The 16,012-nt window shown below is 39.5% G+C and carries 19 protein-coding genes and 1 riboswitch; of the genes, 1 reads left to right on the top strand and 18 read right to left on the bottom strand.

Annotation, left to right across the window (positions count from 1 at the left end; genetic code table 11):
* Window positions 1–13 precede the first annotated feature (13 nt).
* From groES to EL079_RS08950, 14 genes are all read right to left on the bottom strand, one after another.
* Entirely contained in the window at window positions 14–295 is a 282-nt protein-coding gene (gene groES, locus EL079_RS09015) for a co-chaperone GroES (protein ID WP_003030877.1), read from the bottom strand.
* A 144-nt stretch (window positions 296–439) separates the two neighbouring features.
* The gene (locus EL079_RS09010; protein ID WP_003030926.1) at window positions 440–730 is read right to left on the bottom strand and encodes a hypothetical protein; all 291 of its coding nucleotides are present in this window, start codon (window positions 728–730) and stop codon (window positions 440–442) included.
* A gap of 13 nt (window positions 731–743) precedes the next feature.
* A complete protein-coding gene (locus tag EL079_RS09005) occupies window positions 744–1,574 on the bottom strand; it encodes a PTS system mannose/fructose/sorbose family transporter subunit IID (RefSeq protein ID WP_003030864.1) in 831 nt (276 codons plus the stop codon).
* 1 nt (window position 1,575) lies between these two features.
* On the bottom strand, window positions 1,576–2,427 hold the full coding sequence (locus tag EL079_RS09000) for a PTS mannose/fructose/sorbose/N-acetylgalactosamine transporter subunit IIC (protein WP_003030857.1): 852 nt from the start codon (window positions 2,425–2,427) through the stop codon (window positions 1,576–1,578).
* Between the two features lie 35 nt (window positions 2,428–2,462).
* The gene (locus EL079_RS08995; protein ID WP_003030874.1) at window positions 2,463–2,957 is read right to left on the bottom strand and encodes a PTS system mannose/fructose/N-acetylgalactosamine-transporter subunit IIB; all 495 of its coding nucleotides are present in this window, start codon (window positions 2,955–2,957) and stop codon (window positions 2,463–2,465) included.
* Window positions 2,958–2,980: 23 nt separating this feature from the next.
* Window positions 2,981–3,415 carry a PTS sugar transporter subunit IIA gene (locus EL079_RS08990; RefSeq protein WP_003030881.1) on the bottom strand — a complete coding sequence of 145 codons (435 nt, stop codon included), beginning with the start codon at window positions 3,413–3,415 and terminating at the stop codon, window positions 2,981–2,983.
* A 196-nt stretch (window positions 3,416–3,611) separates the two neighbouring features.
* Window positions 3,612–4,898: an ABC transporter substrate-binding protein gene (locus EL079_RS08985; RefSeq protein WP_026248189.1), complete on the bottom strand. Its 1,287-nt coding sequence runs from the start codon at window positions 4,896–4,898 to the stop codon at window positions 3,612–3,614.
* Entirely contained in the window at window positions 4,895–5,578 is a 684-nt protein-coding gene (locus EL079_RS08980; protein WP_003030916.1) for a response regulator transcription factor, read from the bottom strand. Before EL079_RS08980 ends, EL079_RS08985 begins: the two co-directional genes overlap by 4 nt.
* Window positions 5,571–6,884, bottom strand: coding sequence for a sensor histidine kinase (locus EL079_RS08975; RefSeq protein WP_003030861.1), 1,314 nt, complete (start codon window positions 6,882–6,884; stop codon window positions 5,571–5,573). Before EL079_RS08975 ends, EL079_RS08980 begins: the two co-directional genes overlap by 8 nt.
* Window positions 6,884–7,870: a sugar ABC transporter substrate-binding protein gene (locus EL079_RS08970; protein ID WP_003030919.1), complete on the bottom strand. Its 987-nt coding sequence runs from the start codon at window positions 7,868–7,870 to the stop codon at window positions 6,884–6,886. Before EL079_RS08970 ends, EL079_RS08975 begins: the two co-directional genes overlap by 1 nt.
* 292 nt (window positions 7,871–8,162) lie before the next feature.
* Window positions 8,163–8,558: a single-stranded DNA-binding protein gene (locus tag EL079_RS08965; RefSeq protein ID WP_003028522.1), complete on the bottom strand. Its 396-nt coding sequence runs from the start codon at window positions 8,556–8,558 to the stop codon at window positions 8,163–8,165.
* An 80-nt stretch (window positions 8,559–8,638) separates the two neighbouring features.
* Window positions 8,639–9,265 carry a YtpR family tRNA-binding protein gene (gene ytpR / locus EL079_RS08960; RefSeq protein WP_003030886.1) on the bottom strand — a complete coding sequence of 209 codons (627 nt, stop codon included), beginning with the start codon at window positions 9,263–9,265 and terminating at the stop codon, window positions 8,639–8,641.
* Window positions 9,266–9,281: 16 nt separating this feature from the next.
* Window positions 9,282–9,599, bottom strand: coding sequence for a thioredoxin family protein (locus tag EL079_RS08955; RefSeq protein ID WP_003030917.1), 318 nt, complete (start codon window positions 9,597–9,599; stop codon window positions 9,282–9,284).
* A complete protein-coding gene (locus tag EL079_RS08950; protein ID WP_003030900.1) occupies window positions 9,596–9,883 on the bottom strand; it encodes a DUF4651 domain-containing protein in 288 nt (95 codons plus the stop codon). Before EL079_RS08950 ends, EL079_RS08955 begins: the two co-directional genes overlap by 4 nt.
* Window positions 9,884–10,002: 119 nt before the next feature.
* Here EL079_RS08950 and pepA point away from each other — a divergent pair, with 119 nt between their 5' ends.
* The gene (gene pepA / locus EL079_RS08945) at window positions 10,003–11,067 is read left to right on the top strand and encodes a glutamyl aminopeptidase (RefSeq protein WP_003030888.1); all 1,065 of its coding nucleotides are present in this window, start codon (window positions 10,003–10,005) and stop codon (window positions 11,065–11,067) included.
* A gap of 62 nt (window positions 11,068–11,129) precedes the next feature.
* On the opposite strand, the gene EL079_RS08940 is transcribed toward pepA, so the two are convergent.
* The 4 genes from EL079_RS08940 to EL079_RS08925 form a co-directional block, all read right to left on the bottom strand.
* The gene (locus EL079_RS08940; protein ID WP_018543594.1) at window positions 11,130–11,690 is read right to left on the bottom strand and encodes a folate family ECF transporter S component; all 561 of its coding nucleotides are present in this window, start codon (window positions 11,688–11,690) and stop codon (window positions 11,130–11,132) included.
* A 33-nt stretch (window positions 11,691–11,723) separates the two neighbouring features.
* A riboswitch (THF riboswitch) is annotated at window positions 11,724–11,813 on the bottom strand.
* A gap of 54 nt (window positions 11,814–11,867) precedes the next feature.
* On the bottom strand, window positions 11,868–13,172 hold the full coding sequence (locus EL079_RS08935; protein WP_003030856.1) for a bifunctional folylpolyglutamate synthase/dihydrofolate synthase: 1,305 nt from the start codon (window positions 13,170–13,172) through the stop codon (window positions 11,868–11,870).
* A gap of 65 nt (window positions 13,173–13,237) precedes the next feature.
* The gene (locus tag EL079_RS08930) at window positions 13,238–13,876 is read right to left on the bottom strand and encodes a CPBP family intramembrane metalloprotease (protein WP_003030873.1); all 639 of its coding nucleotides are present in this window, start codon (window positions 13,874–13,876) and stop codon (window positions 13,238–13,240) included.
* A 263-nt stretch (window positions 13,877–14,139) separates the two neighbouring features.
* Entirely contained in the window at window positions 14,140–15,999 is a 1,860-nt protein-coding gene (locus tag EL079_RS08925) for a proline--tRNA ligase (RefSeq protein WP_003032290.1), read from the bottom strand.
* Between the last annotated feature and the right edge of the window lie 13 nt (window positions 16,000–16,012).

Below are 16,012 nucleotides of genomic sequence, written 5' to 3'. Positions count from 1 at the left end.
TATAAATTTTTATTTATTCAACAATCGCTAAAATATTTGCTTCATTGACAACGAGGTACTTTTCTTCGCCGTCTTTGACTTCAATTCCTGCATGGCTTTCAACGAGAACGGTATCACCAGCTTTTACGCTTGGCGCAACGAGTTCACCGTTGAGTGTACGAATTCCATCCCCGGCAGCTACAACTTTTGCTGTCTTTGTTGCGTCTTGTCCTGCACCTGCAATGACAAAACCACCAACTTTTTGTTCTTTTTCTTCTACTTTTAAGACCACACGGTCGCCTAATGGTTTAAGCATTTGTTTACCTCCAATATCTTGTTTTAGCACTCTACAAGTGCGAGTGCTAATATTTACATTTTCTATTGTATCACTTGGTCAGAAATAGTCAAGAAAAAAACTCTGTCAAACGACAAAGTTTTTAGGGGGAAAGCAAATAAATTTTTATCGAGCCAATCTTAATTTTTCTTCAAAATCATCAATAACTCTTTGAAGATTCAGTCGTCCTTTGTAAATACCATAACCAAAGACAAGCATGGCTAATATTCCCAACACTGCTAGGATTATTCCAAGAACAAAGGCAATGAGATTGGTTTGACGGAAGAAATAGATCAGAACAAGACCGATACTAGCAATAGTAAAGAAGAGACTAAACCAACGCCCTAGATTTTCAATCATGTGTTTTTGGTATTGAATTTCCGTTTCATATCCTTGAATCAATTCTTGTTCTGTCATATTTTTCTCCTATTTAGTATTTCAATCCTGGGTTGAAGAAGCCAACCAATACACCAAGGAAAGCAATTACTACAAGAAGCAACATTACTTTGATAGGTGAGAGATTTTTCTTAGCCATTAACCACCAGCAAAAGACGATAAACAAAGCTGTCAATAAACCTGGATAAACACCGTCTAATTGGCTTTGTAAAACCAAGAAGGCTTTCCCTGAAGAATCTTTCAATTTGAAAGCTGTCTTAACAGGTACCCATGTCGCTGCAACCGCACCGATGACCATACCACCAATGATAGACACCGACTTACGGATAGCTTGTCCTTGAGGTCCGACAAGAAATTCAACTGCTTTGTCACCAAGTTCATAGCCTTTAAAGTAGGCAAATTTCATACCGAAGTAAGCGAGCAAGTTCCAAACAACGATATAGAAAATTGCACCAAGTGGTGAGCCACCATTTGACAAACCGAGAGCAATACCTAGTATAATCGGAATCAAGGTACCAACAATCAGTGAATCACCAATCCCTGCAACAGGTCCCATCAGACCAGCACGAAGACCGTTGATCGTTTCGTCATCCACTCCATCAGCGCCATTAGCACGCGCCTCTTCTAGACCAGCTGTAATCCCTACAATCAATGCACCTAATTGAGGTTCTGTGTTGAAGAATGCAGTGTAAGTGTGCATTGCTTTGGCTTGGTCTTCTTTTTTAGGATATAATTCTTCCACGATTGGCAGCATTGAAGCTAGGTAACCAAATGTTTGCATATGTTCTTGTGAGAAGCAAGTTAAGTTCCCATAATACCAATGATGGAAAGATTTTCCTAATGTTTTTTTCGTTAATTTAACCATTTTAAATATCCTCCTCATCGTCGTCATCATCAAAACTTGCACTTGCGGCTGCTTGTGCTCTTACATTTTTAGCCATTTGAATTTCATAGAATAATACTGCGAAAATCAATGAAATGACTGCACAAGATACAAGGTTAAGTCCTAATGAAGCTGCTAATGTAAATCCAACAAAGAATGGAATGAAATCGACAGCTTTTTCAACAATTTGTTTCAAGAGGATTGCAATTCCGACACATGGAAGGAGAGAACCAACTGTGAAGAGGGTTTTCATTGGAATACCGTCCAATGGAAGTGCCGTTTTTAAAGCCGTAACTGCATCTGCACCTAATTTACACATAATGAGGGTTGGCAAGAATGAGAATACCAAGTGTGAAATCCAAGGGAAGCCCCAGTCTACTACATATAAGCGTTTAAATTCACCTTTTTCAACAGCTTTCCAACCAATATGTTGCCAAAGCAAGTTCATGGTAGCTGTACCATAGAAAAGAACTGTACCGACTGTACCAACGAGTGTTCCCATTGATTTAGCCAAGTTAGCAGCATCTGCAGAGTCAAGTGACAGTCCTTGTGATTGAATAGCAACCATTGCCAGAGGAATCCCAATATAAGAAACCGCACGAACGTCAGCTGAAACAGTACCGCCAGGTGTTACCAAAGCGATGTAAACAAGTTGCATTGCAACCCCACAGATGATACCTAATTTCACATCTCCTAGAATCAGTCCTGAAACTAAGCCACCTACAAGTGGGCGTCCAAGAGTATAGTTACCAATGGAAGTACCACCTAAACCAGGCATAGATGATAGACAGGCAAATAACCCTAGTAAAGCGGCTTGAAACCACGAAATTGTCATAATAAAGCCTCCTCCTTAATGCTTATTATATTTTTTTAAAAACCAAATTTAGATTTGAAATCATCCCAATAACCGATAGACACATCTGGTAAGAGTTGGAATTTCACTTTATAGCCAGCTTTTTGAATCGCTTCAAGCGCTTCCGCTTCCTCTTGTGTAATGGATTGGTTATTTCCTAATTTAATAGCTCCTGGACGGTCATTGGCTGGACCAACAATAATTTCTTTGATATCGCCAGGCACAAAACCTTGATCAACTAGTATTTCTTTCATGTCAATTGGATTTTTAGTAATCAAGAAATAGCGACTATCGGAATCCAATACCTTTTGTGATTTTTCTTTCCATGCTTCTTTTGTCCAAACGAATGTTTTTTTATCAGAAGCTGCTTTGTAGGCTTGTTTCAAAACTGCATTTCCTGCTGCAGCATTATTGACAGCAACCAAGCCGTCACAAGGATATTCTTTTGCCCAACGAGTTACTGTTTGACCGTGAATCATACGGTCATCAATACGTACAAATGAAATTGTCATGATAAATCTCCTTTTATTTCTTCTTAAATGTCATCTTCGTCATCTTTATCACTAGCAGTCACATCAAATTCTTGCAGAGCTGCGGATGCTTCTGAGAGAATGGCTTGTGCCAAGTCTTTTCCTTCCAACATATCTTTCATTACTAAGCCTGTGAGTGCCATTGTCAAATTGAGACCACCAAGTACGACTGCCGTGTTTAACTTACCAAGTTCTGACAAAACGTTGCAAGCTGTCGTCAAAGGACTTCCTCCGACAATGTCTGCCAACACCAAAACCGTATCTTCTGTGCTAAGACCGGCTAATGCTTGACGAAAGTCAAGAGCGAAATCATCAACGGATTTGCCCTCTTTCAGACCTACTGCAATGACTTGGTCGGTCTTATCCCCAGCGAACATCCTCAAAGAGCTTTGCACACCTTCTGCTAGTCCACCATGACTGACTAGTACTAGATATTTCATGTTCTTTCCTCCTTCATTTCCTAGCCTTATTTTACTAAATATGGAACCGGTTTCACATTGTCAAATGTCACTTTGTAAAGATGACATTTGTTAGTTAAAATATGACAAATGTCATATAGTTTTTCAAAAGAAAAATAGCCAGCTTTGAGCTCAATCTCTCATCTGACTATTTTGATATTTATTCTTCGTTAAATCTCTATTTGCCTGTTTCTTCTATTTCCCTTTGAATGCTTGGTAAGATACTGTCTATTTCATTGTTTTTGAGAGCATTTCCTAGTAAATAATCTAGGCGTTCCAAAGAATGATAATCTAAGTCTCTGCTAATATCTAACACCGAATGCTTCATCATATGATCCAGTCGTTGCGATGTCAGCGAATCCAATCCAAAGTCATCTGCCTGTAAAATCTTTTTCGTCTGACTGCTTTTGACAACTGATGTTAAGACAGAAGTCCCTTGTGACTTTGCAAATAGTTCTTGCTGATTTTTTTGATTTTGACACAGCAATTTCATAAACTCCCAAGCTAATTTATCTTGTTTTGTCTTTGAAGACATGGCAAAAAGGGACGTTTTCACTTGTGTTGCAGGAATGCCTGCTTTAGCAGCTGGCATAGGAATACAAGTCCAAGAAAATCTAGAATACTTTGCTACATGATAAGGATAAGGTTTATAAGTCCGATATTGCGCCAAACTCATAGGATAAAAAGCAACCTTGCCTTCATCAAAATCATTTGATGTTACCTTGTACCGTTGATTCAATGAAGTTAATTTGCTGATAAAGGACAACGCTTGATGCATTTCTGCGCTATCAACATTAACACCACTTTGATTTCTCAGATGACCATTATAAGCTACTAAGGCCTGCTTCCAGGTATAATCCGTAATGCCATACTGGTCAATCAGACCGTCACCATCTGTATCCTTTGTTACTTTTTGACAAATCGCATATAAATCCTCTAAAGTCCAATTAGAGTCAGGAATTGAAATGCCTTCTTTTTCCAGCAAATCCTTATTGACACACATCATGACAGGGTTACTTTCAATCGGCAAAGCATAACTGTTCCCCTGATATTGCCCGGCTTGGTAGGCAACTGGATAGTAAGCCGCGGCTTCTTCCTTACTAATCAAAGAATCTAAGGATTTAAAAGCCCCAGAAGATGCCAACATAGAAAAATCATTTTCAGGCACCATAAAAACATCTGCCTGCTCACCTTTTAGAATCTTTTCTGCTAGCCAATTATCATAGTCCTTTTTAGGAATGCCGCTCTCATAGACAACTTTGACGTTGGGATGTGACTTTTCAAATTGGTGAATAATATTGTCTAACACTCTATTCTCACGACTATTCGGAACGTCCCAGCTACTGCCTGCATACACTCCAATTCGCAAAATCTTTTTTTGATTGGAAGTCCATAAAACAAAGCTAAGGGCCACTAAAAGGAGAGCCGAGACGAACATCGTCAAATACCTCATCCGCCACTTCATTTGTCATTGTCCTTACTAAAATCACGTTGGGTAACACCTGTCTGCACAGCCCAAATAGCTAATTGCGTGCGATCTCGCAAATTTAATTTCGTCAGAATACCTGACAAGTAATTCCGCACTGTCCCTTCAGACAAGAACAACTTCGCTGCAATTTCCTTGTTTGATACTCCAAAGCCAATCTGCTGAATAATCTTCCACTCAGTCTGACTCATGTCTTCTACATTTTCTTCCGCAACAGAAATTGCAAAATTCGACTGCGCCATTTGTGAAAAGATTTTAAACACTTTGCTAGCAATGTTCGGATTAATCATAGCTCCGCCTTTGTGAACCGTTTGAATAGCTTGATACAATTCTTCAGTAGAAACTCCTTTTAAAATGTAACCAGAAGCTCCGTATTTCAATGCTGAAAAAATGAAATCATCGTCATCAAAAGTTGTTAAAATGATAATTTTGATATCTGGATAGTGCTCCTTGACCGCTTTTGTACAGAGAACGCCATCCATAACAGGCATTCGAATGTCCATCAAAATCACATCTGGATGTATATGGTGAAGTTTTTCGAGCACTTCCTTACCGTCACCGACTGTTCCCACCACTTCAATATCTGAATGAGCCGATAAAATAATTTGTAAAGACTCACGAATCAAGGCTTGATCATCTGCAATTAAAACTTTAATCATTCTTTCCTCCTATTTTCGGAATTTCAATATGAGTATAGAAACCGTTGCGATTTTCAAAATGAACACTCCCACCAATAATCGCCAAACGCTCCTGCATTTGTTTGAGACCATAACCATAGTGAAGCTCGTCAAAGCCGACCCCGTCATCTTGAATGGTCATGATATAATTTTCTTTTTCCAATAATTCAATCCAAATCGTCTTGGCGTGTCCATGCCGCACCGAATTTGTAATGGATTCTTGAATCACCCGAAAGACAATGTCCTCTTTTGCGACGTCCAAATCAATCGTGTCCCATTCATAGAGAAAACGGATTTCTAAATTAGAAATGGCTTCGTACTCTCGAATAATTTTAAGCAGTGCTTCTTTTAAACTATTGTTTTCTAGAGCGCCGGGACGCATTTTATTGAGCGAGCCTCGCACATCACGGATACCGTCTCGCACAACCACAGAAACATTTTCTAACTGCTCCTTAGCACGATTTTTGTCAATATCCACCAAAACCTTAACCGCATCAATCCCAGCTGAAATTCCTGTCAAAGCATGCCCTAATGTATCATGGATTTCTCTGGCAATCCGCTTTCTTTCACGGTCTTCCGCAATTTTTTCAGATAAGGCTAAATAACTATTTAACTCACGATTGGCTTGCGCTGCCATCCGCAGCTCTTCTTCAATATGGTGCTTTTCGGTCATTGCAGATAAAATATAGAATAGCAAAGAAATCATAAAGACAACCAGATTTAGTGAAAAGAGAAAATTCTTTCCAAAAAGGAGGACCATGCGAATCGATTCTGGACAAAAGCGAATATAAGTATCTAACGAAGGCAATTTAACAAAAAGCGACATCAAGTCATAGTTGGATACGAGCAACATACTAAAGCTCAAAACGATAAAAGAAAACCAATATTTCCGATCTTTGGAGGTGTTAAATTCCTTAGAACCGTAAAAAATATCCGCAAAAACCAATAGAATCAGACCATTATAAGAAGAATGCAAGACAGCAAAAATAACCAACATCAGCAAAATCTCAATAATAGTTACTTTATCATAAACAGATAGCTGATTTGGATGCTTCTCACGGTAATAAAAAACCAACAATAAGCAAGCATAAAAGGCAATCGACATCCAAAAACTAAAGCTCGGCGAGCCTGGGATAGCATCCAAACGTCCTAGCAGTGAATGAGCATAGCCTTTTGCAACCACGTAATTCGTCGCAAAAAGATAGATAGACGCATTATAAACAATAGCAATAAAATTGATGACCATTAAGGCAATTTTGCTATAAAAAATACTTTTATTTCGTCTCATTATTGCCACCCTGTAATTGTATATTGCCCGATGTTATCTTTATTCACCAAATGAACAGGAATGAGATATTCCTCTTTGTAGGCTTGATGCTTCATCATGCGCTCAATCACTTCTGTCACCTTTCTGCCCATTTGAATCGGAGACTGAGCAACCGTTCCTTGAATATCATTGGTGTTGGTAAGGAAATTCTTAATATCAGGCGAGCCATCTACGCCATAAATTGTGATCTTATCTGTCACACCTTGATCTTTTATAGCCGCGAGAGCTCCGATAGCAGCACGATCATTTAAAGACATCACGACGTTAAATTGCATTCCTTCGTTCAATGCTTTTTTTACTTGAGGCATACTTTCTTCCGTTTGCCCCAATGTTTCCCGCTCAGAAACCACCTGATAAGCAGGATGCCCTTTAATCGTATCTAAAAATCCTTGAATCCGATCCATCGCAGACACAGCGTTATGATGTTCCAACAGTAAGATATTCGCACTTGACAAACGTTTCATCATGTCTTTAGCTATCAGCACACCAGCTTGATAATTGTCTGACACAATAGTAGTATCAACTTTAGCATCTTTGCTAACAGGTGCATCCACGACAATAATCTTGATTCCCGCTTTTCTGGCTTTATTTAAAGAAGTCAGAATCTTTGGACTGTCACTCTTAACTGGGTTTATAACAATCACATTTACTCTTTCTTGAATAAAATAATCAATCTGTTGGCTTTGCTTATCTTCGTCTAATTCTGGGTCTCGCACATAAAGCCGACTTCCTTGTTGATTCGTTTTTTTCTCAATTTCAGCATTTAAGGTTTTATAAAAATCATTGTTCATCGTCATATAGGTCGCACCTATCTTGACCTGCTTGCTATCTGATGAATTCCCTTTTACATAGAGGAAAACTAAGCCAGCCAATACAAGGACAAACAGAAAAAATAATAGATATTTACGATAATAGCGATATTGCTTTTGTCCTTTACCTGCTCCCATTTTTTCTCCTTATCAACAGCAATCTTAAACAGAAAACTCGGTTTCATCTAGGTTTATTATATTATATTTATACAAAAAAGCAAAACCTCGCCAAGAAAAAGAAGTGTAAAAAACTTGAAAAATCCCTCTAACTTCCTTGTTTTTAAACTCAAGTTAAAACTAAATGCAATTCTCAGACTGTTAACTTCTATCTTTCCCATATTGTTCATACATTATTGAAAGCATAAAATGCTAACTTTTTCGCTGACTAGAGACAAATAGACTGGATGTTGTCCAGCCTAGCTTATCTTTATTAAAATGGCAATTCCTCTTCTTCCAGAAGCAAATCTGCCAAGTCTGCACCTGCATTATTCTCACGAAGAGCTCGCTGTGCACGGCTTTCTAATAGCTGGAAACCATTGCAAAGCACTTCTGTGACATAATGCGTCACTCCGTCTTTCTCATAACGGCGAGTGCGAAGTTCGCCGTCTAGTGAAATCAAGCTGCCTTTACTTGCATAACTTGCCAATGTTTCGGCTAACTTGCCCCAAACAACGACATTGACGAAGTCTGCTTCTCGTTCACCATTTTGTCCTTTGTAGCGACGATTGACCGCAAGTGTTGCACGCGCCACAGATTTATCATTAGCTGTTTTGTTTAACTCTGGTGTATTCACCAAGCGACCGATTAAAATTACTTTATTATACATTTTGTTTTCCTCCTAACTATTTATTCGTAAGAGAAAAGAAAAAAATCGTGAAAATTCACGATTAAAACTTAATTTCTATTTTACTCTTGCCAATGCTTAGTTGGATCAAAGGCTGTTCCTACTACTTCCGAACTTGCTAATTCAATAATCCCACGTTTTTGCGGAGCGTTTGGCAGCTGCAATTCGCGAGGACTACACATCATACCAAAACTCTCTTCTCCACGCAGCTCACTAGGAAAAATCAAGTTTCCTTTTGGCATCATAGCACCAGGTAATGCCACAATCGTCTTGAGACCTACTTTAGCATTAGGCGCACCTGCTACGATTTGAACCACTTTATCTGCTGCTACTTTTACTTGACAAATATTAAGGTGGTCACTATCTGGATGAGCTACCATTTCCACAATTTCACCAACCACAAATTTCGGCTCAAGGTCATTGACCAATTCTGGCTCAAAACCTGCTTGGCTCAATTCTTGATTCAGAATTGAAATTTCTTCATCTGTCAAAAAGACTTGACCGCGTTCGGTAATATTAACAAGATTAGAAATCTGAAAAATATTCCAAGCAACCGTTTCTCCATTGTCCAAACGATAAACACGCGCTACGTTGCCCTTGCGTTCAGCAGCTAACTTAGCAGCTTGACCGTCTTCAACAACCACCATTAGCACGTCACCCACATGCTCTTTATTATATGCAAAAATCATTATTTCTCCTATATCTTCAGTTTAACTGGGCTAAAAATTCATTGATTTGCGTCTGCGTTTTTCGCTCGCGATTAACAAAACGGCCAATTTCTTGTCCATTTTCTAGGACTACTAGGCTAGGAATCCCATACACATCCCACTTTTTGGCAACTTCCATATAATCGTCACGATTGACCTCAACAAAGGTAAAATCAGGATTTTCTGCTTCAATCTCAGGCAAAAAAGGTTTAATAAAACGACAATCTCCACACCAGTCAGCTGTGAAAAGGAAAACAGTTTTTCCTTCACGATTTACTAATGTTGCTAATTCTTCTATATTTGCTGGAATAATCATTGTTCTTCCTCATAGGTCAATTCACCGTTTTCATACACAAATGTGAGGTGTCGATTATCTTCATACACCACACCACCAACTAATCGATGCTCATCTGACTTATATAATTGCACGTACAGTGTAGCAATTGGACCTAATTCAGATAACCTTTTCCGAATGTCAGCAACTAATTGCTCACGCTGCTCAGCTTCTTTTCGTTCGTCCAACGTTTTTTTAGTCGCATAAGCTGCAATCCCTACTCCTGCAAGTGCAGCCGTTGTTAATAGAATCTTTTTAGCTTTCATGACAATATTTTAACACAAAAGATAAATTGGGACAAATCGAAACACTACTGTTTTTTATCTTTGAATGCTACCCAACTATGATAGAAAATGATAAAATAAGAACAGAAAGAAGGTTAAAGATGTCAGAATTATTTTCAAAAATCAAAGAAGTAACAGAAATTGCTGCCGTTTCAGGGCACGAAGCACCTGTTCGCAAGTATTTGCATGAAAAAATCACTCCCCACGTAGATGAAGTTATAACAGACGGCTTAGGGGGTATTTTTGGAGTGAAGCATTCAAAAGCTACTGATGCACCGCGTGTCTTGGTAGCTGCGCATATGGATGAAGTTGGCTTCATGGTGAGTGAAATCAGAGCAGACGGAACTTTCCGAGTCGTTCAAATCGGAGGTTGGAATCCACTGGTTGTCAGCAGCCAACGCTTTAAATTATTTACTCATACAGGAGACGAAATTCCTGTTATTTCAGGCTCCATTCCACCGCATTTGACACGTGGAACAGGTGGACCAAGTCTACCAAGGATTGAAGACATCGTTTTTGACGGTGGGTTTGCTGACAAAGCGGAAGCTGAAAGCTACGGGATTCGTCCCGGTGACACGATTGTGCCAGACAGTTCCGCTATCCTCACAGTCAACGGCAAAAATGTCATTTCTAAAGCTTGGGATAATCGTTACGGCGTCCTCATGGTGAGTGAACTGGTTCAAGCTCTAGCTGGACAAAAACTTGGCAATGAACTCTATGTTGGAGCCAATGTCCAAGAAGAAGTCGGCTTGCGTGGAGCCCATGTTTCAACGACTAAGTTTGACCCAGAAGTTTTCTTTGCAGTAGACTGTTCGCCTGCTGGCGACATTTACGGAGATCAAGGAGCTATCGGAGAAGGGACTCTGATTCGTTTCTTTGACCCAGGTCACCTCATGTTGCCAAATATGAAAGATTTCCTTTTGACAACCGCAGAAGAAGCAGGTATCAAATACCAATACTACTGTGGCAAAGGTGGAACTGATGCCGGCGCCGCTCATCTCAAAAACGGTGGTGTGCCTTCTACAACTATTGGTGTTTGTGCACGTTACATTCATTCTCATCAAACACTCTATGCAATGGACGACTTCCTCCAAGCTCAAGCTTTCTTACAAGCTCTGGTTAAGAAGTTGGATCGCTCAACTGTTGATTTGATTAAAAACTATTAAAAAGTGCATATTTGAAAAGGCTGTGGACAGTGATGTCTCAGCCTTTTTCTGCTCTCATTTTTTTACTTATTGTTTAATCCCATTAACTTACGTAATTCGGGGATTCGTTGCAACTGTGGAACAATGAGCATTGTCACAACTACTCGTAAAGGAATTTCAAAAACAGACCATGCCCGAGTAGCGTATAGTGCAACAAAGGGTACTCCATATTGTAAACGGAGAGCTAAGGGCGTTAAAGTAAAGGTCCCCACTCCCATAACAGCGATAGTTGCTAGCGTCACCCAAAGCCAGTCTTTCTTCCGTTCAAATCGTAATTCTTTGCCATAAAAGAAATAACCATAGAGAATACCTTGCAAGGCTTCAATCAATGTAAACCAGATAATGAATGGTTGTCCCTGACTCAAAAAGAAAAAGGAAAGCATATCATATACGGCAGAAACCAGACCAGATAAAATCGGACCAGCGACACTTCCCATAAGGGTATAACCGATAAAAGCTGGACTCAGCTTCAGCAAACGAGGGATGACAAAGATTGAAAACTTCTCTAAGACAAAACAAAGAGCCACAATCATTGCGAGGGCAACCAATAGTTGCACCGATAACTTTGGCGAGTTTTTTTTCATATTCGCTCCTTTTCTTTCGGGAGCCGTCAAAATGACAGCGGATGCAATGGCCTACCGCACAAATGTTTCGTTGTATGGCAACATCCCATCCATACACACTTAACGCAGACCACTTACTCTGTGCAAATGAATTGCTCTTTTATTCTATCATATTTTATTTAGTTAGAAAATTATTTTTTATCTATCATTCAGTAGATATTTTCTGACTTCTGCAAGGAAATAGAGGGAGCCTGTGATAAGCAGCAGCTCTTTCTCTCCATGCTTGGCTTTTTTGTATTGCTCCAAATAAGGCAACCACTCTACATATGCTAACTTTTCTTGCTTTGCCAAACATTGCATTTCTCCTGTTGAAAAACTCCGTGAATCCTCAAAAGTTGTCAAAAGTACGCGAGATGTGGGAACCATTTTTAGTAAAGCAAGCATTTCATCCAACGCCTTAGTTTGAATACATGTAAATAAAATCGTTTTTTGATAATCTGGAAAATGGCTTTCTAGGGAAGCAAGCAGAGCTTTCAGTGCATGAGGATTGTGCGCCCCGTCCAGCAAGATCAAGGGTGCTTTTGAAATTTTCTCCAAGCGAGCAGGCCAATACGTTCGTTTCAATGCCTGTCGCACCTCATTTTCACTCAACAATGGTAAACCTTTCAAGCTGCAATATTGATCACACAGTTCAATTGCCAGTCCCGCATTCTCAACCTGATGAACGCCCAAAAGAACAGTTTGATAGTCCTCTTCTCGTCGAAAGGCATTTGAAAAACGAAATTTTTCTCCCTCTTCTAAGCCTTGCACAGACTCCACCTGATAATCTTTCTTATATCGTATGTGGAGTGCCTGACATTGCTGAGCAATAGTGTGAATAACTGCCAGTGCTTCTGAAGAAATCTTCCCTGTCACTACCGGCACACCTTGCTTGATAATTCCCGCTTTTTGCTTGGCAATGTCTTCTAATGTCGTACCTAAAATAGCTGTGTGATCTAGTCCGATTGTCGTAATAGCTGTCAAAACCGGTTGACACACATTGGTACTGTCCAATAAACCACCCAGACCTACTTCCATTATGACCACATCTACCTCTTGCTGGCAGAAATAATCATAAGCCAATGCCGTAATAATCTCAAACTCTGTTATTTCCTGCAATATCGTATCATCTGCCTGCTTTTTTAATAACTCTTGATAAGATTGCAACAAAGAATAAAAGTCTTCGCCTGAAATAGGCAAACCATTGATTGCAATTTGCTCATTATAGTTAAGAAGATAAGGCGATGTAAACGTTCCTACACGCAGTTTCTTTGCTTGCAATAGCTGACGTAAATGTGCAATCGTTGAGCCTTTTCCATTGGTACCTGCCACATGAATGACTGATATTTGTAAATGAGGATTGCCTCGCAATGCTAATAGTCGTCGCACTCTTTCTAAGCCCAAATGTGGCTCTTTTGTTTGGTGCTGCTGCAACCATTCTAACTGTTTTTCTTTTTGTATCATTGCTCTTCTCATCCAATCTATAATGCTCTCATTTTATCATAGAAGTGGGATTTCTACAAAATAATTTACCAAAAAATAATCAAGAAAAGAAGAGAAAAGCTATTGCGCACCAAATGACTGAAAATGGAAAATTCCAAACGAAGAGTTGGCTTGGAAATCAAGAAAGAAAGTAAACTCCCTAAACCTGTATAAACAATAAAACAAGTTAAATCAGCTGGATTTCGTAAAAGGATAAACAACAAACTCCCTATCACAAAACTCGTTCGTGCTTGACCTTTTGACACAAAAAAATGAATAATGAATGACCGCACCTCAGGCACGAGAGCTACTATATCAACACCTAATAAGAAAAGATACGAGTGGACAAACAGGCTCAGGAGCAGTTGTTGACCTTCTGACGCTGCTGTCATCCCCTCCAATATCATCAGATAAGCTCCTATAGCATTGATAAATACCATCATGAGATAGGATAATCGCAGTAGGGGCCAGTAACGAGCCGCTAAGATCTCTGATTTAAAATTTGTTAATTCTCTGGAAAAATAGCGAAAATAAAGCAAGCCAGCAAAAAATAAAATGAACAAAAATACAAAACTGGACTGCTGAAAAGTTAATGATTTTGGCAAGGGTGTCGTCAGCAAGACCAAAGTAATCTGTGTCAAAACGATTAGCAAACTCATTTGAAGAATATTTTTTATCTTTCTCATTTCAACTCCTTTTTTACCTTTTTAGTATAAAATATTTTAAAGGTTTCCTCGGAAGATGCCCTAAAAAGTTATTTTTTATCTTCAAATAGTAAAAAATGAAAGAAAAATAAAACACATTTCCCTTAGCAGTCATTCTTTGTCCCACACCGACAAGTCGACGTAAAGTGACAACTCAAAAAAACAGACAAAATCTCTTTTGGATTATCTCCAATTAAGATTTTGTCTGTTTTTGAATGATAATTTAGTTCTTATTTCAGACCTATTTATTTGTCTTTCTTCGTTAAGATTGCAAGTGTTTCAAGAAGATTGTCAACATGAACTTCAATGGTATCACCTGTCGCTTTGATTTTGACTTCAACGATGCGGTCAGCTGCTTTTTTCCCAACAGTCACACGAATCGGTAAACCAATCAAGTCACTGTCACTGAATTTCACACCAGCGCGTTCGTTACGGTCATCTGTCAAAACTTCGTAGCCAGCTTTGACCAGCTCTGCTTCTAGTTGTTCTGTCAAGGCAAGAGTTTCCTCGTCTTTGACATTTACAGGGATTAGATGCACATCAAACGGCGCCAATTCTTTTGGAAAATTGATCCCCCAAGCATAGCGATAGTCTCCTTTTGGCGTTTTATTGACAAAGAGACGTGCATGTTGCTCCATAACAGCTGATAAGAGGCGACTAACACCAATACCATAGCAGCCCATTACGACAGGAACTGCACGACCATTTTCATCTAAAACCGTCGCATTCATGCTTTCTGAATAACGAGTTCCTAATTTAAAGATATGTCCAATTTCAATGCCGCGTGCAAATTTCAAAACGCCTTGTCCGTCTGGTGAAACTTCTCCTTCACGCACCTCGCGAATATCTACATATTCTGCTGTGAAGTCTCGCCCTGGATTGACACCTGTCAAATGATAACCGTCTTCATTCGCACCAGCAACTGCATTGTGAACGTCCTCCACCTTGCGGTCTGCAATGATTTGAACATCTTCTGGAAGATGAACGGGTCCAAGAGATCCAAAGTTTGCTCCAAACAGTTCACGAACTTCTTCTTCGCTTGCCGGTTCAAAGAAATCGGCACCTAGATAATTTTTCAACTTCACTTCATTCAGTTGATCATTTCCGACAAGCAGAGCCACGATAGGCTTTTCGTCAGCAATGTAAACCAAGGTTTTGATCGTTTGACTTTCATCAACATGAAGAAAAGCAGCGACTTCATCAATTGACTTGCAATCTGGGGTTTCTACACGCGTTAATTCCTCTTTTGCCACGACACGATTGCTTGGTTTGTATTCATTTGTTGCCATTTCAAGGTTTGCAGCATATCCTGACTCACTCGAATAAACAACAGTATCTTCACCAGACACCAACCAGCTCGTCAATTCTTCTTTGATTGCTTCTTGAACGTCTGTCGGAATTTCATCAAAGCTAGTGACTGACTTATCCAAGACAACCCAGCGCGTAAGATCTGTACGATCGGGTGTAATCGCCATAAATTCTTGGCTATCTTTCCCACCCATAGCACCGCCGTCACCGATAATCCCTTTGAAATCAATCTCACTTCGTGTAAAAATATTCTCGTAAGCAGTCTTATACGCATCATAAGTCACATCCAAACTATCGTAATTAGCATGGAAACTATAACCATCTTTCATGATAAATTCACGTGTCCGCAATAAGCCATTGCGAGGACGCTTTTCATCACGGTATTTAGCCTGAATCTGATAAAGATTAAGCGGTAATTGCTTATAAGATTTTACAGAATCCCGTACAATTGCGGTGAATGTTTCTTCATGAGTGGGCCCCAAGATAAAATCTGAACCTTCGCGATTTTTTAACTTATAGAGATCTTCACCGTAGGTATCATAACGACCTGATTCACGCCAAAGGTCGGCACTAAGGAGGGCTGGAGCTAACATTTCGACTGCACCGATTTTTTCAAATTCTTCTCGCATGATTTTTTTTACTTTTTCAATCACGCGATTAGCCAATGGTAAGTAAGAGTAAACACCTGCTGAAATTTGGCGGACATAGCCCGCACGCAGCATAAGTGCATGACTGATGACTTGTGCATCACTAGGCATTTCACGTAGTGTTGGGATTAACATTTTACTTTGTTTCATAAATTCTTCCTTT

This window comes from Streptococcus anginosus (assembly GCF_900636475.1).
Taxonomy (GTDB): domain Bacteria; phylum Bacillota; class Bacilli; order Lactobacillales; family Streptococcaceae; genus Streptococcus; species Streptococcus anginosus.
This window is presented reverse-complemented; position numbering and strand designations above follow the sequence as displayed.

Bases quoted from the DNA above. Each gene is read 5' to 3' on its own strand.
- groES (WP_003030877.1), bottom strand. From the start codon at position 295: ATGCTTAAACCATTAGGCGACCGTGTGGTCTTAAAAGTAGAAGAAAAA.
- EL079_RS09010 (WP_003030926.1), bottom strand. From the start codon at position 730: ATGACAGAACAAGAATTGATTCAAGGATATGAAACGGAAATTCAATAC.
- EL079_RS09005 (WP_003030864.1), bottom strand. From the start codon at position 1,574: ATGGTTAAATTAACGAAAAAAACATTAGGAAAATCTTTCCATCATTGG.
- EL079_RS09000 (WP_003030857.1), bottom strand. From the start codon at position 2,427: ATGACAATTTCGTGGTTTCAAGCCGCTTTACTAGGGTTATTTGCCTGT.
- EL079_RS08995 (WP_003030874.1), bottom strand. From the start codon at position 2,957: ATGACAATTTCATTTGTACGTATTGATGACCGTATGATTCACGGTCAA.
- EL079_RS08990 (WP_003030881.1), bottom strand. From the start codon at position 3,415: ATGAAATATCTAGTACTAGTCAGTCATGGTGGACTAGCAGAAGGTGTG.
- EL079_RS08985 (WP_026248189.1), bottom strand. From the start codon at position 4,898: ATGAAGTGGCGGATGAGGTATTTGACGATGTTCGTCTCGGCTCTCCTT.
- EL079_RS08980 (WP_003030916.1), bottom strand. From the start codon at position 5,578: ATGATTAAAGTTTTAATTGCAGATGATCAAGCCTTGATTCGTGAGTCT.
- EL079_RS08975 (WP_003030861.1), bottom strand. From the start codon at position 6,884: ATGAGACGAAATAAAAGTATTTTTTATAGCAAAATTGCCTTAATGGTC.
- EL079_RS08970 (WP_003030919.1), bottom strand. From the start codon at position 7,870: ATGGGAGCAGGTAAAGGACAAAAGCAATATCGCTATTATCGTAAATAT.
- EL079_RS08965 (WP_003028522.1), bottom strand. From the start codon at position 8,558: ATGTATAATAAAGTAATTTTAATCGGTCGCTTGGTGAATACACCAGAG.
- ytpR (WP_003030886.1), bottom strand. From the start codon at position 9,265: ATGATTTTTGCATATAATAAAGAGCATGTGGGTGACGTGCTAATGGTG.
- EL079_RS08955 (WP_003030917.1), bottom strand. From the start codon at position 9,599: ATGATTATTCCAGCAAATATAGAAGAATTAGCAACATTAGTAAATCGT.
- EL079_RS08950 (WP_003030900.1), bottom strand. From the start codon at position 9,883: ATGAAAGCTAAAAAGATTCTATTAACAACGGCTGCACTTGCAGGAGTA.
- pepA (WP_003030888.1), top strand. From the start codon at position 10,003: ATGTCAGAATTATTTTCAAAAATCAAAGAAGTAACAGAAATTGCTGCC.
- EL079_RS08940 (WP_018543594.1), bottom strand. From the start codon at position 11,690: ATGAAAAAAAACTCGCCAAAGTTATCGGTGCAACTATTGGTTGCCCTC.
- EL079_RS08935 (WP_003030856.1), bottom strand. From the start codon at position 13,172: ATGATACAAAAAGAAAAACAGTTAGAATGGTTGCAGCAGCACCAAACA.
- EL079_RS08930 (WP_003030873.1), bottom strand. From the start codon at position 13,876: ATGAGAAAGATAAAAAATATTCTTCAAATGAGTTTGCTAATCGTTTTG.
- EL079_RS08925 (WP_003032290.1), bottom strand. From the start codon at position 15,999: ATGAAACAAAGTAAAATGTTAATCCCAACACTACGTGAAATGCCTAGT.